Source organism: Algoriphagus boseongensis (genome assembly GCF_004362805.1).
Classification (GTDB): Bacteria; Bacteroidota; Bacteroidia; order Cytophagales; family Cyclobacteriaceae; genus Algoriphagus; species Algoriphagus boseongensis.
In genome coordinates, this window is record NZ_SNYF01000005.1 from 1,334,063 (window position 1) to 1,360,255 (window position 26,193).

Sequence of the window (26,193 nt, forward strand, 5' to 3'; positions counted from 1 at the left end):
CCATGTCTGAAACCCTCCTTTCCAAGCAAATCCAGTCCAGTCGTGTGGCAATCATCGGTAATCCCAATGTAGGGAAGTCGACGATTTTCAATTATTTGACTGGGTTAAACCAGAAAATCGGAAATTATCCGGGAGTGACCGTGGATAAAAAAACAGGCCTGATCAACCTGAAAGGAGAAAATTTCGAGATTCTTGATCTTCCCGGTACTTATAGCCTATTCCCAAATTCAGAGGATGAGATCATTGCTCACCGAGTCCTCAATCATACCAAAATCGAAGCCCGTCCAGACTATGTGCTGATGGTAATTGATTCTTCCCAGCTTTCAAGAGGACTTTTTTTAGCTACCCAATTGATTGATTTGGGCGTGAATCTGGCCATTATCCTGAACATGTCGGATTTGGCTGAAAAGCGGAAAATTGAGATCAAATCCTATGAGCTTTTCAAGGCTTTGGGAGTTCCAATCCTTTCCACAGACGCCAGAAACCAAAAAGGACTGGACCAGGTCAAATCTCTGATCAGTGAAAAGAATTTCTCCAAAGGAAGCCAGACGGTAGATATCAAGCAGGTTATTCCGGTTGAAATCCTTGAAAAGGTAAAAGCTAAATTTGAGCTGGAGAACGCCTATCAAGCCTATCAGATGATCCGTTTTGGAGCAAAAGACGTGGCCATGCCTGAGGAAGACCGGCTTTGGCTAGGGCAATTGTTCCAAACCATGAACTTCAGTTTGGAAGAGGCACAGCTAGAGGAGACCAAACTCCGCTATAAAAAAATCACAGATATCGTAACCCAGGCAGTTACCAAGAAAGAAGCTGCCAAACCTAAATCATCCATAGACTCGGTGGTGCTTCATCCATTTTGGGGGTATCTGATTTTTGCGGGGATTTTATTGGTGATTTTCCAGACTATCTTTACCTGGGCTTCCTATCCCATGGATTTGATTGATGGCTTGTTTGCTGAATTGACAGGTTATATAAATGACCTTCTTCCAGCTGGTCCATTGACAAGCTTAATTTCTGAAGGTGTAATCCCAGGAATTGGTGGAGTGGTAATTTTCATTCCCCAAATCGCCCTGCTCTTTGGATTTTTGGCGATTTTGGAAGATACGGGGTATATGTCCCGAGTTGTCTTTTTGATGGATCGATGGATGCGACCATTTGGCTTGCATGGAAAAAGTATAGTTCCTCTAGTTTCCGGAATTGCCTGCGCGATTCCTGGAGTAATGGCCGCTAGAAATATTTCCAACTGGAAAGAAAAAATGATCACCATCATGGTCACCCCATTGATGAGTTGCTCTGCTAGACTTCCGGTTTACATCATTCTGATCGGTCTGACTGTACCAGATGAGTTGATTTTTGGATTTATCAATATGCAAGCCTTGGCTCTGCTTGGTTTGTATTTATTAGGTGTTTTAGGTGTTCTATTTACTTCCTTGGTCATGAAGTTTATCCTGAAGACCAAAGAAAACAGCTTCTTGATGACTGAGCTTCCACCCTACCGTTTACCTCGATGGGGAGATGTAGGAATTACCATGTTTGAAAAGGCGAAAACCTTTGTTTTCGAAGCTGGAAAGGTAATTTTAGCTATCTCGATTATTCTTTGGGTTTTGGCAACCTATGGTCCTCCTTCCCGAATGGAAGAGGTAAGATTGCAAGGTGAAGCAAGATTGGAAAATGTTACCGATGAGTCCGAAATAGCTGCCATTGAAGCTGAAACCAGCTCCCTGCTTTTGGAAAACTCTTTCATTGGAATCATGGGAAGAGCCATTGAGCCGGTAATCAAGCCCTTGGGTTATGATTGGAAAATCGGAATCGCCTTGATCACTTCATTTGCCGCCAGAGAGGTATTTATTTCTACCATCGCGACCATTTATAGTATAGGTGGAGATGTGGAAGATGAATTAACCATCCGGGAAAAACTTAGCCAGCAAATCAATTCCAATACCGGAAAACCGACTTTTGATGTCCCTACCTCATTCTCCTTGATGGTATTCTATGTTTTTGCAATGCAATGCATGAGTACCTTGGCAGTAGTCAAAAGGGAAACTAAATCTTGGAAATGGCCGTTAATCCAAACAGCCTACATGAGCATTCTGGCTTATGTCATGGCCTTTATAACCTTCCAAATTTTCTCTTAATATGTGGCAGGAAATACTAGTTGGACTTATTGTGCTGGGAGCAGTTTTCTATCTGACAAGGAAGTTTTTCCTTCAGCCGAAAACTCAGCCAGGCTGCGATAAATGCGCCAAACCCTGAAAAGGCGCCTTTCTCCCCTAATGATTTTTTGATACATTTGGCACATGGGCAAAATCGCCAGCCAGAGCATACAAACCGCTATTTTTTCCTACCTCGGTGTAGTTTTGGGTTACATCAATGTACTTTGGCTTTATCCCTATTCTCTTGATGCTACTCAATTAGGAACTTTCCGGACAATCCAGGATTTAGGATTACTATTTGTTCCTTTTGCTCAATTGGGAGTTGGACATGGAATCACTAGATTTTTTCCCCAACTCGAAAAAAACCAATCTGCTTTTCTCAGCTATAGCCTGCTATTTTCACTTTTAGGCTTTGCTTTGGTTAGCTTGCTGTTTTTTGGTTTTAAGGAACCCATCATTTCACTCTTTGCTACCAACTCTCCAGAAGTCGTAGACTTTTTGGGAATAGTATTATTGATCACACTCTTTTCGCTTTTGAGCAGTGTTTTAGATGCATTTGCGAGGTCTTATTTAAAAGTAGCTATCCCCACCTTTTTTAGGGAAGTGTTTTTGAGGTTATTGACCTCCATTTTAGTCGGAATTTACCTGCTCAAATGGATCAGTTTTGAGCAAGTCATGCAAGGACTGGTGTTGGTTTATGGAATTGCATTGGTTGGAGTGTTGATCTATTTGATTTGGCTCGGAGTGCTCAAATTAGATTTCACTTGGACTAATTTCCCAAAGGGATTCAGGAGCTCCTTTCTCCGATTTAGTTTGATCACTTTTTTAGCGACGGCGGCTTCTACTCTGATCATGAAGATTGATTCCATCATGGTGAGCTCCATGGTAAGTCTGGAGGCAAATGCCATCTATTCGATTGCTTTTTACATGGCTTTGGTAATCGAATTACCAAGGCGGGCAATTTCTCAGGTAAGTATGCCCGTTATCGCTGATCATTTTGCAAAAAATCAAATCCCTGAAATCAATCGTCTCTATCGGCAAATATCCAATCGTCAACTGTATATATGCCTTTTCCTTTTTGCCTTGATCTGGAACAGTATTGACCAGATCTACCATTTTGTACCAAATCGGGAAATCTATCAGGCAGGTAAATGGGTGGTTTTCTATATCGGAATTGGGAAAATCTTTGATGTGGCCTTTTCTGTAAACAGCGAGATTTTGGTGTTTTCAAAGTATTACCGATTCAACCTGATTTTGACCATTGCCATGAGTGCCTTGATCATTCTGGTTAATTACTGGCTGATTCCAATCTATGGTATTGAAGGCGCTGCTATGGGTTCAGCTTTGGTTATGCTCCTCTTCAATTTGGTGAAATACGCCTATCTCAAGGCAAAATTAAATCTGGAACCATTCAGCTGGGATACAGCAAAAATCCTTTTTATCGGATTCATTTGCTTGGCAATTGGAATTCTACCAGAACTTCAGTTGATCCCTTTTTTAATCATATTGATCAAATCGACTTTGGTTTTGGGCGTTTATATTTTGCTCTCCAAAGTATTGAATGTGGGAAATGAGGAATGGAAATTTATCAAAAAGAGATTAAAAAAGTCCGAGCCTTAGAGTGTTACAAACCTCCGTATAGACAAGATTTGAGCTGCCTTGAAACCGCAAACTTCCACTGTTATCCTGCGTTTTGTGCGAGGCCTCGAAGGGTATCGAGGTGAGGCCTGTTTTTGGAGAGGGCTTCACTCGTAATTGTTTTTAAATTGTGAAGTTTGAACATGTCGACGGCCCGGACCATGCAAATATACGACTTTGATAGAGAGGAGTTGGGTATTCCTGATAAAATAAGGCCGAAATCAGGCCCCGGGTTTTCAGACAAAAAAAACCTTCCAAATTATATTTTACAGAAGAGAACCCAGAACTGATTGAAATCCAAGGAAAAGGGATTTACCTGATAAAAATCAAAATTATATTTTGCGATTTTCTGAATAGATTACTAGACTAAATTTAAATTTGCAGTGCAAAACCTCAGTAGCCATGTATCTGATTAAAAAATTGATCGTTTGTCTGGACCAAACTCCAATAGACCAGACCCTGATCGAACATGCTGCCTTCATTGCCAAAGTAAATCAGACTCGAAAGATCTACTTCGCCAATGTGATCAAGAACCTTTCTATCCCGAAAGAAGTCTTGGAGGAGTTTCCGAATTTGATCGAAAACATGATCAATGAAAGGAAAGAAGCGATGGAAAAAGTGGTCAAACAACATTTCCCTGAAATAAAAGGATTGACCATCAGCTATGTTGTCAAAGAAGGTAACCTTTCCAAAAAGATCCTGAAACTAGCCGAAGAGAAATCTGCGGACATGGTCATCATAGGAAGAAAGGTTGATCTCCCTGGCACTGGTGTAGCTTCGCAACGATTGGCAAGAAGGGCTAGTTGTTCACTTTTAATTGTACCTGAAGGCTCTAGGCCAAAATTGAACAAACTGCTTGTACCCAGTGACTTTTCGGAATATTCCAAAGATGCTCTAGAAGAAGCCATTATGATCGCTGAAAAGCACGGAGGAAAAGTAGAAATAGTCTGTCAAAACGTGTTCAACGTTCCATCTGGCTATCATTTCACCGGAAAAACCTATGAAGAATTTACCGAAGTGATGCGAATGCATGCAGAAATCAATTACAAGAAATTCATTCGAAAAATTGACACTAAAGGGATTAACATCACCCCTATTTACACCAAGGACGATGATGATGATCCAGTTCAGGAAATTGTCTCCAAAGCTCTAGAAATCGGAGCTGATGGAATTATTATCGGTGCCAAAGGAAGAACTGCCGCTACGGCCCTTTTTATAGGAAGTATGGCAGAACGATTGATCCAATACAATGACAGCCTACCACTTTTAGTCACAAGGCCCAAAGGAAAAAATGCCGGGATTTTGGATTATATCCTTGAAATCTAAACTGAAATCAAAAGAAATGAGTCGAAAATCCGGCTCATTTCTTTTTTTGATTAAACCTTAATTTTTCAGCTTTGTCTAACAAGGCAACAATGAAAGAAATCGATCAGCAAATCCTGGAGAAAATCCAAAGCCCTTTTTCCCGTGAACTGGGCTATAGGCTTTTGATCGAAACTTATCAGAAAAAGGTCTATCAGGTGGTGAGAAGAATGGTTTTGATCCATGAAGATGCGGACGACCTTACTCAAAACACCTTTATCAAAGCAATTCGGAATCTGGAAAAGTTTGAAGGGAACTCTTCCCTTTTTACCTGGATTTACAGAATAGCTACCAATGAAACCCTGAGTTTTCTTGAAAAAAAGAAAAAAAGATTCTTCTTTTCAGTGGATGATCATCAGGAAAAACTGGAGTCCTATTTGGATCAGCCCGGAAATTTAAGTGGAGATGAAATTCAGCTGAAACTCCAAAAAGCTCTTTTGAAATTACCGGAAAAGCAAAGGTTGGTGTTTCATTTGAAGTACCAGGAGGAATTGAGTTATGAGGAAATGGCTGAAATTACAGGCACCAGCGTGGGAGCCCTCAAAGCCAGCTATCACCACGCTGTGAAAAAAATTGAACAATTTGTACTAGCCGAATAAACCTTACCGGATCAATCAGGTCTAACAAACGATGGAAAAATTACCCAAAATCAAAGAATTCAATGCTCCAGATGGCTATTTTGACGGTCTTCAGGACAGCATTCTTCAGCGGGCAAGAAAAAAGAATCAGCAGGTTTATTGGAAATATGCTGCAGCAGCTGTTTTGGTTCTATCCCTTGGAATATGGCAATATGGAGGAAATAAGTCTACCACGAGCCCGGTTTCAATAGACGATCAAGCGATGCTATATATCGAAAGCAACCAATGGACAGCTGAGGATGTCTTAAGTCTTTCTGACGATCCCAACGCTATCCTTGACCAAATCTTAGAAGAAGAATTATCTCAAATCAACTCTGAATGGCCAGAAGATGACTGGTTTTAATTAGCTATGAAAAATCTATTCTATATCTTCCTTTTGTCCTTTCTGATCTTCCATGCAGGTGATGCATATGGACAGAGACCTCCTGGGCAGCAAATTGACCCTGAGCGGCTTCAGGCAGCTAGAATTGCCTTTATCACTACCAGAATAGACCTTACCCCGGAACAGGCCGAGAAGTTTTGGCCGATTTTCAATCAGTTCACTGAGCAAAAAGAGGCTACCATGCGCCAAATCGCCAATCTGGGCAGAGGAGCAAATGAAGTAAGTGAAGAAGAAGCCAAATCCAGAATTCAGCAAAGATTCCAATTGGAAGAAAAAATGATCAAAGACGAGCGGGCTTTTGTAGCCGAAGCTTCCAAAGTTCTAACATCCAAACAAATCCTCATGCTCAACAATATCGCAAGGGACTTCACCCGGCAACTTTACCAAAGGCAAAGAGGAGGAGGAAACTAAATAAAAATGCCCCGAAATATTCCGAGGCATTTTGCTTTTATTTTTTGAGTAAATCTCTGATTTCTTCCAAAAGCTTTTCGCTTGGAGTTGGTGCTGGTGGCGCAGGTGGAGGAGCTGGTGCCTCCTCTTTTTTACGGTTCATACTATTGATTCCTTTGATTGCCAAGAATATCACAAATGCGATGATCACGAAATCCACCACATTTTGAATGAACATCCCGTAATTCAAGGTAACCGCAGCGATCTCCTCACCTGCTTCATTTAAGGAAGCTTCTTTCAAAACAAGATTCAGATCCTTGAAATCCACCCCTCCGACCAAAAGGCCGATTGGAGGCATGACCACATCATTTACAAAGGAGGAAACAATCTTTCCGAAAGCTCCACCGATGATTACACCGACTGCCAAGTCGATGACGTTGCCCTTGACGGCAAACTCTTTAAATTCTTTAAGCATTCCCATAAAGTGTAAGGTTGATAGTTAGTTTTATAAATATTCTGAAAATAATAGGTTTTACCAATACTAAGAGCAAAAAAGATAGGTCAAATTACTTGATTCAAAATATTTTTCTGAACCAAAAAGCCTGAATTTTCTTTAACCTTGCAGACAAAATCTTTGATATGAACCCACCTGGAGCTATAAAAAAGCCAAAATTGTTAGAAATCCATGGTCATCAGCGAGTTGACAATTATTACTGGATGAATGAGCGGGAAAACCCTGAAGTGATTGCTTATCTGGAAGCTGAAAATTCATTTTTAGAGCATACCATGAAGCCATTTGAAAAGTTTAAGAATCAACTTTTCAAGGAAATGAAAGGCAGAATCAAGGAAGATGACCAAAGCGTCCCCTATTTTAAATCTGGGTATTATTGGTATGTCCGCTACACTCAAGGGGCAGAATATCCGATTTTCTGCCGTAAATCCGGGAGTTTGGAAAGCCCAGAGGAAATCATTCTGGACGTGAATAAACTGGCGGAAGGCAAGGCCTATTTTCAAGTTGGAGCAACAGTGACTACTCCTAATCAAAAACTTTTAGCCTTTGCGGCAGATGAGGTCGGAAGAAGAATCTATACTATCTTTTTCAAAAACCTTGAAACAGGTGAAATTTTGGGAGAAAGCATTCCGAATGTCACCGGGAATCTTGTTTGGGCAGCGGATAACCAAACCCTATTTTATTCCAAACAAGATCCAGAGACGCTCCGATCTTTCCAGGTTTACAAGCATATTTTGGGCACTGATCCTCAATCAGACATTTTGATCTTTGAAGAAAAAGACGAGGAGTTTTCCTGTGTAGTCCACAAGTCCAAGTCCGAGAAATTCCTTTTTATCCATTCTGAAAGCACCATTTCCTCGGAAATGAGATTCCTGGAGGCTGAAAATCCAGAGGGGGAATTTCAAATGCTTCAGAAAAGAATCCCGCATTTGGAATATGCAGCGGATCATTATGGGGAATACTTTTGGATCCGAACCAATGAAAATGCCCAAAACTTCAAATTGGTTAAAGCTCCCATTTCAGCACCCTCTAAGGAAAACTGGATAGATGTGATCCCACACAGACCAGAAGTTCTATTTGAGGATTTTAATCTTTTCTCCAAGTATTTGGTCACTCAGGAAAGGAGCAATGGACTCACGCAGATCAAAATCAAACCTTGGGAAGGAGAAGGACATTCCTTAGAATTTGATGATGAGACCTACACCGCTTGGATCAGTATCAATCCGGAATTTGAAACTGAGATGCTAAGGTTTGGCTATAATTCTCTGGTCGTTCCTTCCACTACCTATGATTATCATATGGAAACTCGGGAAAAACTGCTCCTCAAGCGTCAGGAAGTGGTAGGTGGTCATAACCCCGAGCAATATCATTCTGAGAGAGTTTGGGCGACAGCCAAAGACGGAGTAAAAGTTCCCATTTCCCTGGTCTACAAGAAATCCCTTTTCCAAAAAAATGGGGGAAATCCTTTGGTTCTTTATGCCTATGGATCCTATGGCTACAGCATGGATGCATATTTTTCCAGCACCAGACTAAGCTTGTTGGATAGAGGCTTTGTCTTTGCGATAGCCCATATTCGGGGAGGGGAAGATCTGGGAAGGCATTGGTATGAGGATGGAAAAATGCTCAAAAAGAAAAACACCTTCACTGACTTTATCGCTTGTGGAGAGCATTTGATCTCAGAAAAATTCAGCTCCAGCCAACATCTCTATGCGATGGGAGGAAGTGCAGGGGGATTATTGATGGGAGCTGTCATCAATCTCAAGCCAGAACTTTTCCATGGAATCATCGCCAATGTTCCATTTGTAGACGTGGTTACGACCATGTTGGATGAAAGTATCCCCCTTACCACAGGTGAATTTCAGGAATGGGGAAATCCAAAGAATAAGGAGTACTACGAGTATATGCTCTCCTATTCCCCTTATGACAATGTGGAAGCCAAGGACTATCCCAATATGTTAGTCACTTCAGGTCTGCATGATTCTCAGGTGCAATATTGGGAACCTACCAAATGGGTAGCCAAACTGAGGGAACTCAAAACCGATACTAACCTTCTACTCCTTCATACCAATATGGAAGCAGGACATGGTGGAGCCTCGGGTCGATTCAATGCCTTGAAAGAGTTGGCTTTAGAGTACACCTTTCTGCTTATGCTGGAAGGAAAGGCCAATTGATTTCCTAGAAAAGTGAGGGAGTGGTCGAGGGACTTGGATCCAAAATTTTGATGGTCTCCAAGTCCAAAGTGGGCAGAAACTGCCGCAACACATAAAAAGTCTCTGGGATCCTGGGAACTACCTCCAAGGATTCCAGACTTTCCTCCTCTTCCTTGACAAATCCGAAGCGACTAAGCATTCCTCCTTCAAATTGACAAAGGGCTTTTTCTCCAGAATTTCTTCCAGGTAATGTTAAAAGAAGGTCCTTTTTGCTTTTCCTGATTAGTGAAATAAACTCCGAAGCACGGGAATTGTATTTCTTTGGAGTTTCCCCAGATTGGCAGGCACCCTTGCAGTTTTGATCCTGAATCGTCTGGCAAGTCACTTTTCGTAATCCACAAAGCTTTTGACAAAGCTGAAAAGACTCAATTCCTGACTTTAAAAACTGCTGGGCTTCCTCGGAGCTGAAGAAGGTTTCCAGTGGTCGGAGATTTCGGGTGACTTTGGCAATCTGAAATCGGTAATATCCAGAGCTATCCTGATATTCGAACAAACCCCAAAGTGTCTTGGGAAGCTTTAGAGCGGAATTGTATTTCGGCCAGAGCCGCTTGATTTCCAAGGTTTCCAGAAGCAAAGCCATCATTTCCGAACCTGTGAGTTTCCACTCCAGAGAAGTGATTTCAGCCTTAAGCTGCTGCTTGAGATGAGGCAAAACTTTGCCCGAAAAATGTCCTTTGAATCTTTCCCGGATATTTAAGGCCTTACCCACATAAATCACCTTCCCCTTATCATTAAGCATGTAATACACCCCGCAGAATTCCGGGATTTCTTTAAACTTGGAAAGAGAAAAATTAGGGGGAAGAAAGGATTCCCCGGCATTTCTTTTCAGGGACGAAAGAATGGTCTCTTCCTTTAATTTATACATCCGGTCAAAGAGAATTGCAGTGGCTCTGGCATCTCCCATGGCTCTGTGTCTGGCCAAAATGGGGATCTTTTGGCTTTCGCAAAGTCTTCCCAAACTGTAGGATCCCAAACCCGGAAATACTTTTCTAGCCAAGCGAACTGTACAAATTCTGGATGAATTCAGGTTTCTCCCCTGTATTGCGAATGCTTCCCGGATAAAACTGAAATCAAAATTCACCTGATGAGCGACAAAAACCCGCCCGTCCAGAAGTTCCCAAAGTTCATCAGCGATCTCCTCAAAAGTAGGCGCATTGGCCACCATTGAATTATCAATTCCAGTTAAGCCAGTAATATAAGGCGGAACTGAATGACCGGGATTGATCAGGGTTTGGTATTCATCTGTGATTTCCTGTCCATTGTGTATCAAGACGGCAATCTCAGTGATTCCTCCTCCAGCAGGAGAACCACCCGTTGTCTCAATATCCACAATCGCGAATTCCATTCTTTAAAGGTAATCTTTTAAGAAAAGAGATTGGTGGCAAAGACAGGAATTGACTTGAAAGTCTACAAAATCGAAGAATAAAACCCCTATTTCTTCACATAAGCCGCGATAAGCTTCTCAGCACATCTTTCTCCATCCATTGCAGCAGAAACAATTCCACCAGCATATCCTGCACCCTCACCGCATGGGTAAAGACGTTTGATTTGTGGGTGTTCGAAAGATTCTCGGTCTCTGGGAATTCGAACAGGTGAGGAGGTCCGACTTTCCACTCCGATGAGCTGTGCATCATTGGTGAAATATCCTTTCATCTTTTGTCCAAACGCTTTGAAAGCCATAGCCATACGAGCACTGATAAAATCAGGTAAAACTTCCCTCATTTCCACCGAGTTCAATCCGGGTTGGTAAGAAGTATCCAAAAGAGAACTACTCACTTTTCGATTTACAAAATCAACCATGCGCTGCGCAGGAGCAGTTTGGTTCTTCCCTCCTATTTCCCAAGCCCTTTGCTCCACCTCAGCCTGAAAATGCATGGCGCTCAAGGCACCGTATTTTTGATATTGAGGTAAATCTTCCAATTCCACAGAAACAACCATTCCTGAATTGGCGAACTTGGAATCCCTCCTACTCGGGCTCATGCCATTGACGACTAATTCTCCGGGAGAAGTCGCTGCAGGAACAATAAACCCACCCGGGCACATGCAAAAGCTAAAAACTCCCCTTTGCTTACCTTGGTACTCAGTTTGCTGAACTAGGGAATAGGCCGCAGCAGGTAGATAAGGCCCCCTGTCAATCTCACAATGGTATTGGATTTTATCAATCAGGTTTTGGGAATGTTCTATCCGAACACCCAATGCAAAAGGCTTGGCTTCTATATAGACTTTCTTGGCATCCAAAAGCATAAAAATATCCCTTGCGGAATGCCCCGTTGCCAAAATAACCCCAAGGCCTTTTATCGTTTCCCCATCTTGGGTTTTTACGCCTTTAATTTCCTCATTTTCGATCAGGAAATCTTCCACTCTGGTTTCAAAAAGAATTTCTCCCCCTGCCTCTAAAATGGATTCTCGAAGTTTTGCTACCAAAATCGGCAATTTATTAGTCCCGATATGAGGATGAGCGTCTACCAGAATTTCTTCGGTTGCCCCATGAGCAACCAAAATCTCCATGATTCTTCGGATATCCCCACGCTTTTTGGATCGGGTATAGAGTTTTCCATCGGAATAAGTACCTGCTCCTCCTTCTCCAAAACAATAATTGGAGTCTGGATTGACAATTCCTTCTTTATTGATTGCCGCCAAATCTCTTCTTCGAGCTCTGACGTCTTTTCCCCTTTCGATAACAATTGGCTTCACTCCCAACTCAATAGCGCGAAGCGCAGCAAATAAACCCGCCGGACCTGCTCCAATAATGATAATAGGTTCGGAATGATGGACATCCTGATATTCCGGAAAATGATCCAAAAGTGATCCGGGATTTTCATTGAGAAAAAGTTCAGCCTCAACGTTGACGATCACTTTCCTCCCTCTGGCATCTATTGATCTCCGTATTTGTCTTGCGAATGAATGGGGAGTTTCGGGAGAAAGCCCGGACTTTTTCAAAACCGTGTTTTTAAACACTTCCGGATCATAAGCCTCTTCTGGGCTTAATTGCAGGGTAAGATTCTTTTTCATGGTAAGGTATTTATCCTTAAATCAGGACAAAGGTAAGCCTCAATCCACCTTTTGAAGCTAGCTTTTGGGCAAAAAAAAATCGGCCTAGCCGATTTTAAATTTTTAAGATTTGATTCTATTTTAATTCATTCTATCCAATACCTCAAATCTGGAAGAGTTTGAAATATATTCAGGAACCAAAGATTTCAGGTGTCTAACCAGATCGGTTTCATTGTTTTTATTCACCAATTCTTGGAAAAGCTCGATCTGACCATCAATTCTATGGTAAGATGATGGCAATACCTGAGCGATTTTGATTTTAGGATGGTGAGTAATTTTCACCGTTTCAAAGTCATTCAATAGTTCCTCGTATAACTTCTCTCCTTCTCTCAAACCACTGAATACAATTTTGATATCCTGATCCACTTTCTTTCCAGAAAGTTGAATCATCTTTTTAGCCAAATCCAAAATCTTAACCGGCTCACCCATGTCAAAGACATAAATCTCTCCTCCTTCTCCCATTACTCCAGCTTCCAAAACCAACTGGCAAGCCTCAGGAATGGTCATAAAGTAACGGGTGATTTCTGGATGGGTAACGGTGATCGGTCCACCATTCATGATTTGTTTTTTGAACAATGGAATTACGGATCCATTGGAACCTAATACGTTTCCAAAACGAGTCGTAATAAACTTGGTATGGAATTTCTTGTGATTAGAATCCAAATACTGATTAAGAGCTTGAACGTACATTTCTGCAGCTCTTTTGCTGGCCCCCATCACGTTGGTCGGGTTTACAGCTTTGTCGGTAGAGACAAAAACGAATTTTTCAACCTGGGCTAAAACCGCCAAATCAGCCAGAACTTTTGTACCGATTACATTAGCATGAATGGCCTCCTCAGGATAATTTTCCATCATCGGAACATGCTTGTAGGCAGCAGCGTGGAAAACAACTTGAGGTTTGAATTCTCTGAAAACCTCTTTCATTTTCTTCTTATTCCGGACGTCGCCCAAAATAATCTTAATGCTACATCCCGGATGAAGTTCCTTGAATTCCTGCTCGATATCATACAAAGGTGATTCCGCGATATCTAGCATGATAATGAGCTTTGGATGATAATGGCAAATCTGTCGGCATAATTCTGATCCGATAGAACCAGCTGCTCCGGTCACCATTACTATTTTGCCGCTAAGATCTTCCTCAATTCTTGGGTTGTCCAAAACAATCTGATCCCTGCTCAGCAAGTCTTCAATCTTTACTTCTCGAATCGCACCTGCAGTCAAGCCACCATTGATCCATTGGTCAACTGGGGGGACGATAGACACGGAAACATTCAATCGAAGGCATTCATCAATAATCTGGCTTTTTCGCTTTACAGAAAGATCCCTGACCGCAATGATCAATTCAGTGATATGGAACTGATTGACTAATTTCTCAAGATCTCCAATACCCCTATAAATTCTCTTACCGTCGATATTTTTTCCGTCTTTTTTATCGTCATCATCTAAAAAAGCAACAATATTCAATTGGCTTTTGCTATCTCTTTTAATAGCCTCCTGAGCAATAATCCCAGCTTCTCCAGCACCAAATATTACTCCATGTTTCAAATGCTTCTCTGAAATTCCATTTTTCACATATACGAACAATTCTTTTACCAGAAGTCTGTAGAAAATCAGCATAAAAAGCGCTGAAAGGCTGGCGATAATCAAAACTGAAGTTGGTAGAAGGAAACGGTCATTTAGGAAATTCCCGTGGAAGAAATTAAGGAATAAGAAAAGGATAAAGGTAATCATTACGGTTTTAAAGATGTTTGATCCGTCTCGAAATCCTGTATGTCTCACAATACCCTCGTAGCTTCGGGTATTTTGCATTACCAAGAGGCCACCGATCATAAAGGTGAAACTTCCAGCAAATGCGTCGTACTCCTCTATAAGGTGTAATTCGAAATTAAATCGAACCAAATACCCGAATAATGCGCAATAAAATAGAATTAAAGAGTCGAATAAGGCAATGATCCACCTGGGGAGAATTTTAAGCCGGGATAAAAAATTCATAGTAAAATTTTATCAAATAGGTTAAAATATGTACTACCTACACTTGATTTTAATAGGATACAAAGTAAGCAGATTTCTACGTTATTTTCAATTATTATGGAAAAATTTGAAATATTATTATAAAAAATCAGCTTTTTATAGGCTTACTTCAAAACATATTACTTGAAAGCCAAATATTATATTTTGAAATCAATAAATCCGGTTTCAAAAAAAGAGATTTAATCAATTTAATTTCCCCCTGTAAATCTTCCTACAGTCACATGACCCTTTTGGCTCACTCCTTTTCCCCTTACCACATTCCAAAGTGTGGCAAAAAGGATTTTTAAATCCAGGGAAAGTGATAGGTTTTGGGCGTACCAAATATCATACTCAAACTTTTTGCTCCAGGAAATTGCATTGCGACCATTAATCTGGGCCCAACCTGTTACTCCAGGTTTTACAGAATGCCTTTTTATTTGTTCACTAGAATAAAGAGGTAAATATTCCGGGAGAAGAGGCCTGGGACCTACCAAACTCATGTCCCCTTTCAGCACATTAATCAATTGAGGAATTTCATCCAGGGATGTTTTCCTAACCAAACTACCCAACCAAGTAATTCTATGCTCATCAGAATGAGTAATACCCTGCTCATCAATCGAATCCTTCATTGTTTTAAATTTCATTATGTCAAAAACAACATTGGATTTCCCGGGTCTCTTCTGGAAAAAAAATGGAGAACCTTTAAAATGTATTGAAAGAATAAGAATGAGGAAAAGGAAAATTGGAAAAAGTATTAAGAACATTAAAAATGAAAGAATTAGGTCTAAAACCCTTTTCCCATACTTCCTGTAAATCACCTCAAGATACTTTTTTGTATTCCTCTTCGATAAGCTTGACAATATACTCCTGCTGTTCCTGAGTTAAATTTGAGGAGCTTGGAAGGCATAAACCTTGAAGAAAAAGATTCTCAGATACTCTTCCTCCATAAAAAGGAATTCTCTTAAAGACAGGCTGCATATGTAAGGGTTTCCATAAGAATCTGGTTTCAATCCCATTTTTCAACAATAAAACCCTCAACTTATCATTGGAAAATCCTGTCTTCCTTTCATCAATCAAAATCGCAGTCAACCAATAGTTAGACTCCGAATTTTCGCTTTCCTCTTGAAACTTTATCCCAGGATACCCATCAAGAAGGGCCTTATAATTTGAATTGATCTTTCTTCTTTTAGAAACCATCACATCCAACTGTTCCAATTGACCAACTCCAACTGCAGCAGCGAGATTGTTCATTCTATAGTTGTAACCAATTTCCAAGTGCTGATAATAGGGCAAATCTTCCCTTGCTTGAGATGCCAGATATTTACCTCGTTCTATTAATGCACCTTCTTTGGAGATCAAAGCTCCTCCTCCACCACTAGTTATAATTTTATTCCCATTGAAGGAATAGATACCAATTTTCCCGTGGGTTCCACAAAAAGCACCATTAACCCTACTACCAACAGCCTCTGCTGCATCCTCGACTACAGGTATTCCATATTTCTCGGAAATCTCCATGATTTCCTTCATCTTGGCTGGCATGCCAAAAAGATGCACTACAATAATTGCCTTAGGTTTTTTACCTAAGGAAATCCTACTCAGAATGGTATCCTCTAGGATTTCAGGAGAAATATTCCAGGTATCAGTTTCACTATCCACAAAAATCGGGGTCGCACCCAGATACATCACAGGATTGGCGGATGCACAAAAAGTAAATGACTGGCAAATCACTTCATCACCTTGTCCTATTCCCATCAGTACCAAGGCTAAATGAAGTGCCGAAGTACCCGAATTCAAGGCAATAACCTGATGAGTTTTAAGTCTCCGATTGAGTTTTGTTTCGAATTTATTTATAAAAGCCCCATTAGTTGCCAGATGTCCGGAACTCATAACTTCTTGTACATACAAACTTTCATTACCTTCGAAGACCGGAAATGAAAGAGGTATTTGGTAAGCCATTAGGGTGCAAAGCTAATCAAGTTGAAACTTACCAAATAAACTACAAAAACCCAACCAACATTAAATTACCACCGAAAATAAAAAAGACCCTCAAGGGGTCTTATTATTTTTTCTTTAATTGAAAAGAATTAATTCAGGTGTAATTTTTTAGGATCAACTTCCTGTTTCTCCATTCTAAACTGAGAAACTTTCTCCGTTGACAAGGGTCTAATTTCCAAAATTTTGGGAGAGTTCATTACTTTCTTTTTCACCTTTTTCACCGTGACACGATCCAACCAATACCCTGAAATCAAAACTACAGCGGATAGAATTGGTAGGACTAGGTTATCTGATAAATCACCTAAACCTAACACCAAAAGAATAAGACCTAACTGGACAAAACCCAAAATCAAGGCTACTTGATTATGCTTGAAGCCCATCCTCACCAAAAAATGGTGAATGTGGGTTTTATCAGCAGTCATAGGGTGCTGGCCTTTGGAAATCCTTCTGGTAAACACTCTAGCCATATCATAGAGAGGATAGATCATTAACGCAATGCCGGTAGTAAAAGAAGGCTTAAATTTCAGTAGGGCTCCTTCGGGTAAGGAAAAATTATACTCCATAAATGCAATCACTAAGCTACCGAGCGCAAACCCTAGAGTCAGGGAACCTGTATCCCCCATAAATATTTTTGCGGGATGCCAGTTGAAAGCCATAAAGGCTAGGATTCCTCCAAGCAATGTAAAACTTAGGACTGCAAGACTTTCCAAACCTTGAATTTGGAACCACGTTCCTAAAAGAATTAAAGAGATGCTGGCAACTGTTCCTGCTAGGCCGTCCAATCCATCAATCAGGTTGAAACCATTAGTCAAGGCTAATAATACAAAGGATGAAAATCCATAGCTAAACCATATGGGTAGTTCTTCAATACCCATAAAGCCATGAAAATCTTTAATTCGGATATCCCCAGCAACCACCACTAAGAGTACAGCTACCAATTGCCCTAATAATTTTTGCTTGGCACTGAGTTCGACCATATCATCCCTCAATCCAACGAAAAACATCAAAGCAATCGCTCCCAGCAAATACCTGATATCAGGTAAAGGATATTGCCAACCCCAAATAGCCAAAGCTACATAAGCTGAGAGTACAATAGAAATCCCTCCCATAGAAGGAGTGAATTTTTTATGGATTTTACGTCCACCGGGTTCATCTCCGATTTTCGCCTTTCTAAGGACAGAAATCACAATAGGAGTCAAAAGGAATCCCACTGAAAAAGATGTGAGAAGAGCAAAAAGAAAGTTCATAATAGGTTGGTTTTAAAAAAGCTAAACAATAAGCCTAATTTAAGAATAATCAATTTTTATGCCTAGAAATTGGTAAATAATTAATTTTCAGAAGATTTTTTATGAAAATTCAAAATTCAAATTAGTAGCAACAAAAAGTCGGAACTGGATAATCAAATGCATTTCTGAGTAGGTCAAAGATTTTTTCTATGGGGTACAATTAATTATAAGCAAACGACTCTTGGCTTCTTGTGCGATTCAAAAGCTTAGATAATCCGTAGATAAGCCAATGTTTATAGGAGTTTTCTTCGAGGTTCTTCCGAGGTTTCTCCGAGGGCTAGAAGTAAGAACCCGGTAAGAATTCGGAAAGCTCTTCCTAAGAAAGTCGAACGAATATAGGCTTATCCTAGGCTTTAGTATGGCTTTGGTGTAAAGGAAGAATGACTTTTCCCTTTCTGAAGTGAGATTAGGCTTGAATAAGCTAGTTTGAATGATCTTAATATTAAATCTAAGCTTCGAAATATTTTTAGGCTCAATTTTTATTTTGCCTATTGGCTTAAAAGCTCTGGATTTCTTCCCATAAATCTTTCCATTCAGGATTAATCGAATTGATTAACTTTTCTTTTTTACTTCTACTCCCCCCTTTAATTTGTTTTTCTCTGGCTATTGCCTCCTCGATCGAATGGAAGGATTCAAAGAAAACTAGCTTAGTTAATTTGTATTTGAATGAAAAGGAATTGGGATTTAAACCGTTTTTGTGTTCGAATACTCTTCGAATTAAATCATTCGTAACTCCAGTATAGAGAACTGTGTTCTTAAAATTGGTCATAATGTAAATTGCTCCACCTTTTTCCATTTAAAAAACTCGCTTTGGGAAACACATCATCGAGAAAGGCTAGTACGTCATCGCGAGAAGCAAATCCATAGCTAGATTATTATAAGAAAATTTACTGCTTCGAAGCGATCTATGTTATTGGAAAAGATTGCTTTGGTTTATACGTCATCGCTAGGAGGTACGACGAAGCTATCTTTTATAGTAAGAAAGAAAAAGATTGCTTCGAGTAGGTAATGTGAACGTCAAACAAATAATCTCTACCCTACCCTCCCGCCACTGCGGGCAGGCGCAATGACGTACTGTCGTCATCGCGCGAGGCTAGTACGTCATCGCGAGAAGCAAATCGAAAGCTAGATTATACTAAGAAAATTTACTGCTTCGAAGCGATCTTTTATTAAAAGTAAGAAATAGATTGCTTTGGATTATACGTCATCTCGAGGAGGTACGACGAAGCGATCTTTTATGTTAGGTGATAGAAAAGATTGCTTCGGGAAGGAATGAAAAGTAAAAGAATTAGGTCTTTTTTTCTTCTCTCGCAATGACGTACTGCCGTCATCGCGCGAGGCTAGTGCGTCATCGCGAGAAGCAAATCCATAGCTAGATTATTCTAAGAAAATTTACTGCTTCGAAGCGATCTATGTTATTGGAAAAGATTGCTTTGGTTTATACGTCATCGCTAGGAGGTACGACGAAGCGATCTATTGTAGAAAGTAAGAAAAAAGATTGCTTCGGGAAGGAATGAAAAGTAAAAGAATTAGGTCTTTTTTTCTTCTCTCGCAATGACGTACTGCCGTCATCGCGCGAGGCTAGTGCGTCATCGCGAGAAGCAACTCGATAGCTTGATTATTCTAAGAAAATTTACTGCTTCGAAGCGATACATATTATTAGAAAAGATTGCTTCGGCCTTTACGTCATCGCGAGGAGGCACGAAGAAGCGATCTTTTATAGTAAGAAAGAAAAAGATTGGTTCGGGTAGGAATGAAAAGTAAAAGAATTAGGTCTTTTTTTCTTCCCTCGCAATGACGTACTGCCGTCATCGCGCGAGGCTAGTGCGTCATCGCGAGAAGCAACTCGATAGCTTGATTATTCTAAGAAAATTTACTGCTTCGAAGCGATCTATTGTAGAAAGTAAGAAAAAAGATTGCTTCGGGAAGGAATAAAAGGGAAAAGAATTAGGTCTTTTTTTCTTCCCTCGCAATGACGGGGATNNNNCGAAGCGATCTATTGTAGAAAGTAAGAAAAAAGATTGCTTCGGGAAGGAATAAAAGGGAAAAGAATTAGGTCTTTTTTTCTTCCCTCGCAATGACGGGGATCGCAATGACGTCACTTCTTATTCCAAAAGTAAATCAAGCTCGCCTGAGCCATCACCGATGTCAAATTCTTCCCTTTAGGAAACTCAGGGGTGCTTTCAGGGTCCAACTGCCATTGATAATTCTTAGCATGGATCAACTGAAGCTTTGAACTTAGCAAGAGATTATCAAATTTCTTATCATATAGGAAGCCTATGGAAAGGTCTATCCAAGGCTTTCGCTGAGTAGATTGTAATAATGCTTTGTTGTAAAAATCCTGATTATTTGCGAGTCGCTCAAACAAAACACCCATCTTTTCTACTCCTTCCACTAGGGAAAATTCAATAGTCTGCAGGTTTGATCCAGTTCCAATTCCAACACCTAATGGTTGTCCATAATTAACAAAACCTCTAGCTGTTATATTAGTATGCCAAGTTATCCCTTGAGTTGGCCCATATCTCAGATTGTAATTTACTGATTCTTGTTGGTGTGTAGCTTCGGCTCGGATTTGAAGAGTTTTTCCCCAATCTGGAACCTCAAATAATTGGTTAAAACCAAAGATAAATGCTCTTGCATGCTCTGGGTTTAGGATATATTCTCTCCAAGTAAAAGCATGATCCCTCCTGCCAAATTCAAAATATAATTCAGATTTGGTTTTCGGAACAACCAAGCGGCCAAACAAAGTAATGGTTTGATCTCTACCATTCGAGTCGAAATCCACAGAATTCCCATTATTGAAAAAGTTTTTCTTCTGGAAGCCTTCAAATATTGGAAACCAGTCATAAAAAGTATTTCCTCTATTAGCATTGTATTGATGAAATGTCCTGGAAAATCCAAAATAAAATCCTTTTATCCATTTTGGATTATAGGTAAAAGTTATTGCATTTAGATACCGTGAATCTCCTGTAAAAGGGATAAAAAAACGATCGTTTAATTCTTGATCTTGTGAGGGAGCAAGTCCAGAATTTTGGAGTTTACCCATTACCATTTGGATCTCAATATTTCCCAAAAAGGTTTTGGCAGGCTTGGTAGTATTAATTGTCAAATGTGGAAATCCTTGGGCATTATTTGAAAATGTTAATGAATTGAATTGACCCGGACCCCACCAAATATTTTCAGTACTTCCTCCAATTTCAAAAGCACCATATTGAAAAGTCAATTTGGATTGTCCCCACCATGGTCGGAAATATAGACCCTCCCCATACTTTTCAGGGAAATCACTTACATTCCATAATAAAAACCTTCTGCTTAGTTGAGAATTAGTAAGCTCTCGTATTCCAGTATTAAACCCGGCGTTTTGAGCTAAAACTATTTCAGGCCGGAAAGTCAGGTTAATAAACTTGAATCTGGACTGCATTCCCCCAGATAAATAGGTTTGAAATCCAGGATTAGGAATTAGTCCATAATCTGCCCAACCGTATTGACGCCCGGTAAGGACACGTGACGTATTTACAAAAGGAAGGACTCCGATTGAAATTCCCTTGACAGATTCAATAGGAAGTTCAAGCGTTTCCGTTTCTTGATAATAATTTGAATTTGATGAAATGGGCCTAAGGAGAAAGGAATAGGGTAAAGAATCAGGGGATAAAAGTTGATTTCTCCTCTGAAGTTCTTCCAAAATTGGAAACCCAGCTGGAATCACCTGCGAATTTGCTTGACAAAAAACGAGGGCAAAAATGAAAACTAATACTCTTCTCAAATCAAAACAGCTTTGGTGTAAATTCTAAAATTTTTCTAAAATAACGGGAATACAACCTAACATAATTAGTTTTCAAACCATTTTCTCTACAGGCTCTTAAATCCTCCTGATTAATAATCAATGTACTCTTTATCGAAGCAGTACTAACTCCCCCCAATCTCATCTTCAATAAATCAATTTCCAAATAGTGGTGTGACAATTTGTACTTGTAAAAAAAGCGAACCAAAAGCTCAAAATCGGCTGCAATTCGATAATCTAATTTATAATATCCAAATTTTTCAAAATTTTCCCGATAAGTAAAAAAAGTAGGGTGCGCAGGCATAAACCCCCAAGTAAAAGCACCTAAATTAAAACGCTTAGAAGAGTAATAACGAACTGTTCTTTCTAGGTTCTCCGGTCTCACAAAACGAACATCAGCGTAAACACATTGAGTACCGAATTCCTGAAAAGTATTGACTATCTGGGAAATTGCATCTGTCCTATGGTAAAAATCATCAGAGTTAAGAATACCTACCACATCACCGGTCGCCATTCGGATCCCCTTATTCATGGCATCATAAAGTCCCTTATCAGGTTCGGAAATCCATTTGGTAATTTTACCCTCATTTCTTTTAATCAAATCAATTGTGCCATCATTTGATCCACCGTCAACAATAATATATTCAATCTCCGGATAATCCAGCTTCTCAACACTATCAATTGTGTCTTGTAGAGTGGCTGCAGAATTGTAGGTAACTGTGATTATGGAAACTTTCAAATGAGTAAAAGAATTAATGAATAATTATAGAAAATTTTCTAAAAGTGATTCCGAAATAATACGGCTTCGGATGAGTTTGGCAGGATTTCCCTGATATATGGTATATGATTCTAGGTCATAGGTAGCAACAGAACCAACAGCCAAAACCGAATGTGAATGGCAAGTCACTCCAGGGCACACTACTGCCTTTGCCCCTATCCAAACCCCCTCTTCTAGCTTAATTTCTCCTACCATCAAGTCGAAGCTGGATTTTTTATAATTATGATTTCCTGTCAGAAGCATTGCTCCTTGGGAAATGCAGACATTAGCCTCAATTTTTACCTTAGCAAGGTTATCAATCCAAACCTCCTCACCTATCCAAACCTGATCCCCCACTTCCAAAAACCAGGGATACTTGATATTTACTGATGGTTTGATTACCACCTTTTTGCCAATTTTGGCACCGAATATCCTTAATAACAGTACTTTTAACTTGGAAAATGGGTTCCATGGGTTTTTGAAAAAGAGCAAATTAACCCAATACCAAATTCCAATTTTTATTTTGGAACCCGGGTTGTACCAATCGTTTTGGAACTTATTTAAATCTGTCTTTTTCAAATCAAGGATTTAGAATTCGAATAATTCGCGATACTGTTTTTCAAAATCAGTTTCCTTCAGAAATTTTTCCGCAAAACCTCTTGCTCCTTTTCTCCAAGAAAGGTATTCGGATTTATCCCAAGACGCAATTTCCAGAATCTTATCTTTGATGTCCATAGGCCGACTCAAGTCCATATCCCATCCTGCCTGAGACTCTGGGAGCTTTCTCCAAGGAGTCTTATCTGAAATCAACACGGGAGTTCCCACATATAAAGATTCAAATATCGCATGACCAAAGTTTTCCCCTTTGGTCAGCAGGGACATCGCATGATAAGATCCCAAAACTTCATGACTTTCTTCTGGCTTGATTTCTCCTTTGTAATTAACCTGAACAAATTCCGGTAATTTTTGTATCTCTAAATTACATTGTTCCCAATATTGGGAATCTTTGATAGGACCAAATATATCCAAACAGACCAAATAACCTTTTGGTACCTCTGCCAAGATTTTCAATAAGGTATCCAGATTTTTCACCGGAGAAATCAGGGCCAGGAAAACCAGCCGGATTTCCATTCTCTTTTTAGGCAGGTCCAAACATGGAGGATCCGTAATCGCGGGAATATTGGAAGCTATTCGAATAGTTTGATCCTCAAGTCCAAACCGAGCTATATCTTCTTTTTCCTGATTTTCTGTGGCGTGCCAAGATATATTCTCAAAAAGATTCAAAACTTTCATCAAGTTTAAGAAAATTCTCTTCTTCAAAGGTTTAATGGCCAAGGCTCCCTCTTGAAGCATACCTCTTGGAGCTATAACCCATTTGACAGGAAAGGAAAGCTGATCTTTTAAAAGCAACGGAAAAAAACTGAAACGGGGGGTAAAAAGGCCATTAATATAAATTACCTGAGGTTGAATTCTATTCAGCTCCTCCTTTAGGTGTTTTCTTCTGAGTTTTTCTTTCGCATAGTATACAAACACCCTATCCTGAATCTTAAGCCAAGTATCGGTTTTGACTGGAAGTATGTCTTCGCAATGTAGATCTCTGCTTCCAGTAAACACGTATACTTCCAAATAATTGCTTAAAAACTGGCTTAGATTCGAGATAGAACGTGTAATCCCACCGCTTTTAAAGGCGGGAGGAAAATACTCATAAAAGATAAAAATGCGTTTCATGGAACAATTTCTCTCATCACTCGACCAGATCAGGATTCCAATATTTCTTGGTACAAGTTCAAATAAGATCTAGAAATCACTTCTGCATCAAATCGTTTTACATTTTCCAATCCTTTACGGATCAAATTTTCCCGATAGCCTTGATCCTGAATGACTCGATTTATTCCAGTTCGAATGGAAAAAACATCAAAGGGATCTACCAAGCAGGCCGAATCTCCTGCCACTTCCTTCATGGCACCCAAATCAGAAGTAATCACTGGCCGTCCTACTGCCTGAGCTTCGATAATGGGCATACCGAATCCCTCGTAAGTGGAAGGGAAACAAAGCATATCACATTCTTGGTAAGCTTGGACAATTTCCTCATGAGACAGATTTACACTATTTCGAAACATTATTTCAAACTTCCTCAAAACTTTTTTTTGATCGCCAGACAAGGGACCGATAATATGTAATCGACAAGATAAATAAGAAATGGCCTCCACTATTCGCTCCAGATTTTTGTTTTCTTTGGTGCCCATGCATAAAATCAAAGGAGATTTTTCATTAAAATCTTTAGCGGGATGATATTTAAAAGATTCGTTGACCGGATTTGGAATTACCTTGATTTTGTTTTTAGCAAAAGGAATGAGTTGGGTTAGCTCTTTTCTAGTGAAATCTGAAATTACAGTGATATAGCGAACTCTCCAGGCTGGCAGCCAAAACCAAAACATCTTGATATATAATTGCTTGAGAAAACTCCCTTTCAAAGCAGATTGGATATCATGAATGGTCAATATTGACCTTTCCCCAGTAACAATTCCCATATATTGGACATCTCCAGTAATATGGATTAACCCAGGCTTATTTCCATTGCTTTTTTTGTAAAATAGAATATTTAAAAAAAGAGAAATAGGGCTGCCTCCAGCATGTTTTAAACTTAGCCTACCAGTGGAAAAATGTTTGGATACTCCATCCTCGATTGTCTCAAAAAGACTTTCGATACTATGATATCTCGGAGAAGGTTTCCTGAATAGGAATAAAACCTCAATCGGCATATATCAGTTTAAATGCCCAAAATTTTCTAGTCATGTAAATAAATACCAACACAAAAATCAGGGTCTTTACCAAGTGATTTAGGACCACCACCAATTCGGTTTCAGCTTTTACCACCTGAAAGAAAATCAAGGGAATAAATGCTGTCAACAATACGTTATGGTAAACTTTTCTCAAAATGAATTTCCAAACCCATAACAGAAAAAGTGCCCAAGCAAACATAAATAAGATTCCTCCTTCTACTCCAAAATTACCATACCCCTCTCCCACAATACTGATACCCATAGAAGTACCTTCTCCTAAGTCAAGACCGGTAAACCTTAAAAAGTTTTCCCTGCCCCCCGCAAGGGTTTTGTTAGGATCCAAAAATCTTGGAACAAAAGAGGATCTTATGGCATCAATTATTGTTTCGCCTTCAAAAAACTCCTGTTCATTAGGCACATGGTACATAATAGCACTGATTATCCAACCCTGATTTAACCGTACATTGTTGCTGACTTCAGTATCTAAGTCCTCATTTTCAATTGGTTCAGAGACAAGAGATTCCAAAAACAAAGTAAAAAATAGTTCGACTTTATTTCCTGCATAGCCAGACCAAACTTGTGAGCGATAAGCGGCTTTTACACTTTGTAAGGTTAATAAGAAAAATCCCGCCAATAAAAAAGTGGTTAGAATGATTTTAATGGAAGGCTTGTATTGATAGGCCCAAAAAATAAAAAAGAAAGCAGACCAAAGGATAAACTCATGAAATAAAGCTGTAGTCAGCGATCGGTAAAATAAAAATAGGATCATTAGGTAAAAAATCCTTCTTAAGCTTAGTTTAGGTGAAAAAAACAAAATTATAGCACCTACAAACTTTAAATTAGAGATGATATAGCCCAGAAACCCTAAGAACCCAAGATATCCGGATAGCAAGTCATAGCCTAAACCTACTAAAAACAAAAAAATCCCATACCGGGAATAAAAACCTAAATCTTCCAGGGGGATAAAATATTTCCATTTTTTCCTTAAACCAATTAGCAAAACAGCCGAAAAAACAAAATATGCAGGAGCTACATACCCCATATAAACAGGCTCCTCCACATACATGTAATATTTGTAATGTAAGGTTGGGAAAGAGTATTCGATTAAAGGGCCTACGATCCATTGTAAACCAGCTACCAAAAGCATCAATTCGAGAATTGGCAAACTCTTACCTAATTCTCTAATAAATCGATAACCTACGTAGAAGACTGTTATTAGTCCAAGTAGCCCCCAATTACTCATTCA

At 39.6% G+C, this 26,193-nt stretch carries 22 protein-coding genes; 8 read left to right on the forward strand and 14 right to left on the reverse strand.

Translation table 11 applies throughout. The features are described from left to right. Positions 1–2 precede the first annotated feature (2 nt). The 7 genes from feoB to DFQ04_RS05765 all read left to right on the forward strand — a co-directional run bounded on the left by feoB (position 3) and on the right by DFQ04_RS05765 (position 6,584). Positions 3–2,135 carry a ferrous iron transport protein B gene (gene feoB / locus DFQ04_RS05735; protein ID WP_133553563.1) on the forward strand — a complete coding sequence of 711 codons (2,133 nt, stop codon included), beginning with the start codon at positions 3–5 and terminating at the stop codon, positions 2,133–2,135. Between the two features lies 1 nt (position 2,136). Then, positions 2,137–2,253 carry a FeoB-associated Cys-rich membrane protein gene (locus DFQ04_RS18490; RefSeq protein WP_133553565.1) on the forward strand — a complete coding sequence of 39 codons (117 nt, stop codon included), beginning with the start codon at positions 2,137–2,139 and terminating at the stop codon, positions 2,251–2,253. A 44-nt stretch (positions 2,254–2,297) separates the two neighbouring features. Then, positions 2,298–3,773 (forward strand): lipopolysaccharide biosynthesis protein, encoded by a 1,476-nt coding sequence (locus DFQ04_RS05745; protein WP_133553566.1) that lies wholly within the window; start codon positions 2,298–2,300, stop codon positions 3,771–3,773. Positions 3,774–4,193: 420 nt separating this feature from the next. After that, the gene (locus DFQ04_RS05750) at positions 4,194–5,117 is read left to right on the forward strand and encodes a universal stress protein (RefSeq protein ID WP_133553567.1); all 924 of its coding nucleotides are present in this window, start codon (positions 4,194–4,196) and stop codon (positions 5,115–5,117) included. Positions 5,118–5,206: 89 nt separating this feature from the next. Continuing rightward, entirely contained in the window at positions 5,207–5,752 is a 546-nt protein-coding gene (locus DFQ04_RS05755) for an RNA polymerase sigma factor (RefSeq protein WP_133553568.1), read from the forward strand. A 31-nt stretch (positions 5,753–5,783) separates the two neighbouring features. Beyond that, positions 5,784–6,134 carry a hypothetical protein gene (locus tag DFQ04_RS05760; RefSeq protein ID WP_133553570.1) on the forward strand — a complete coding sequence of 117 codons (351 nt, stop codon included), beginning with the start codon at positions 5,784–5,786 and terminating at the stop codon, positions 6,132–6,134. 6 nt (positions 6,135–6,140) lie between these two features. After that, complete coding sequence (locus DFQ04_RS05765) at positions 6,141–6,584, forward strand: hypothetical protein (RefSeq protein WP_133553572.1); 444 nt, start codon at positions 6,141–6,143, stop codon at positions 6,582–6,584. 37 nt (positions 6,585–6,621) lie between these two features. Here DFQ04_RS05765 and mscL read toward each other — a convergent pair whose 3' ends face one another. Continuing rightward, on the reverse strand, positions 6,622–7,044 hold the full coding sequence (gene mscL, locus DFQ04_RS05770) for a large-conductance mechanosensitive channel protein MscL (protein ID WP_133553574.1): 423 nt from the start codon (positions 7,042–7,044) through the stop codon (positions 6,622–6,624). Positions 7,045–7,202: 158 nt separating this feature from the next. On the opposite strand from mscL, the gene DFQ04_RS05775 reads away from it, so the two are divergent. Continuing rightward, the gene (locus tag DFQ04_RS05775) at positions 7,203–9,245 is read left to right on the forward strand and encodes a S9 family peptidase (protein ID WP_133553576.1); all 2,043 of its coding nucleotides are present in this window, start codon (positions 7,203–7,205) and stop codon (positions 9,243–9,245) included. 4 nt (positions 9,246–9,249) lie between these two features. On the opposite strand, the gene DFQ04_RS05780 is transcribed toward DFQ04_RS05775, so the two are convergent. The 13 genes from DFQ04_RS05780 to DFQ04_RS05840 form a co-directional block, all read right to left on the reverse strand. Next, positions 9,250–10,629 carry an exonuclease domain-containing protein gene (locus DFQ04_RS05780; protein ID WP_133553578.1) on the reverse strand — a complete coding sequence of 460 codons (1,380 nt, stop codon included), beginning with the start codon at positions 10,627–10,629 and terminating at the stop codon, positions 9,250–9,252. Between the two features lie 86 nt (positions 10,630–10,715). After that, a complete protein-coding gene (locus DFQ04_RS05785; RefSeq protein WP_133553580.1) occupies positions 10,716–12,296 on the reverse strand; it encodes an NAD(P)/FAD-dependent oxidoreductase in 1,581 nt (526 codons plus the stop codon). 120 nt (positions 12,297–12,416) lie between these two features. Continuing rightward, on the reverse strand, positions 12,417–14,327 hold the full coding sequence (locus tag DFQ04_RS05790) for a polysaccharide biosynthesis protein (RefSeq protein WP_133553582.1): 1,911 nt from the start codon (positions 14,325–14,327) through the stop codon (positions 12,417–12,419). A 227-nt stretch (positions 14,328–14,554) separates the two neighbouring features. After that, positions 14,555–15,163, reverse strand: a complete 609-nt coding sequence (locus tag DFQ04_RS05795) for a sugar transferase (protein WP_317129591.1) — start codon at positions 15,161–15,163, stop codon at positions 14,555–14,557. Position 15,164: 1 nt separating this feature from the next. Continuing rightward, positions 15,165–16,301, reverse strand: coding sequence for a DegT/DnrJ/EryC1/StrS family aminotransferase (locus DFQ04_RS05800; RefSeq protein ID WP_133553584.1), 1,137 nt, complete (start codon positions 16,299–16,301; stop codon positions 15,165–15,167). Between the two features lie 128 nt (positions 16,302–16,429). After that, on the reverse strand, positions 16,430–17,587 hold the full coding sequence (locus tag DFQ04_RS05805) for a glycosyltransferase family 4 protein (protein ID WP_133553586.1): 1,158 nt from the start codon (positions 17,585–17,587) through the stop codon (positions 16,430–16,432). A gap of 535 nt (positions 17,588–18,122) precedes the next feature. Beyond that, positions 18,123–18,422: a GIY-YIG nuclease family protein gene (locus DFQ04_RS05810; RefSeq protein WP_133553588.1), complete on the reverse strand. Its 300-nt coding sequence runs from the start codon at positions 18,420–18,422 to the stop codon at positions 18,123–18,125. 1,302 nt (positions 18,423–19,724) lie between these two features. Beyond that, on the reverse strand, positions 19,725–21,389 hold the full coding sequence (locus DFQ04_RS05815; protein WP_133553590.1) for a capsule assembly Wzi family protein: 1,665 nt from the start codon (positions 21,387–21,389) through the stop codon (positions 19,725–19,727). 1 nt (position 21,390) lies between these two features. Next, on the reverse strand, positions 21,391–22,146 hold the full coding sequence (locus DFQ04_RS05820; RefSeq protein ID WP_133553592.1) for a glycosyltransferase family 2 protein: 756 nt from the start codon (positions 22,144–22,146) through the stop codon (positions 21,391–21,393). A gap of 24 nt (positions 22,147–22,170) precedes the next feature. Next, the gene (locus DFQ04_RS05825; RefSeq protein WP_133553594.1) at positions 22,171–22,743 is read right to left on the reverse strand and encodes a WcaF family extracellular polysaccharide biosynthesis acetyltransferase; all 573 of its coding nucleotides are present in this window, start codon (positions 22,741–22,743) and stop codon (positions 22,171–22,173) included. Between the two features lie 9 nt (positions 22,744–22,752). Further along, positions 22,753–23,892 carry a glycosyltransferase gene (locus DFQ04_RS05830; protein ID WP_133553596.1) on the reverse strand — a complete coding sequence of 380 codons (1,140 nt, stop codon included), beginning with the start codon at positions 23,890–23,892 and terminating at the stop codon, positions 22,753–22,755. A 29-nt stretch (positions 23,893–23,921) separates the two neighbouring features. Then, positions 23,922–24,926: a glycosyltransferase family 4 protein gene (locus DFQ04_RS05835; protein ID WP_133553598.1), complete on the reverse strand. Its 1,005-nt coding sequence runs from the start codon at positions 24,924–24,926 to the stop codon at positions 23,922–23,924. Next, on the reverse strand, positions 24,916–26,190 hold the full coding sequence (locus DFQ04_RS05840; protein WP_133553600.1) for a hypothetical protein: 1,275 nt from the start codon (positions 26,188–26,190) through the stop codon (positions 24,916–24,918). Before DFQ04_RS05840 ends, DFQ04_RS05835 begins: the two co-directional genes overlap by 11 nt. Positions 26,191–26,193: the final 3 nt, after the last annotated feature.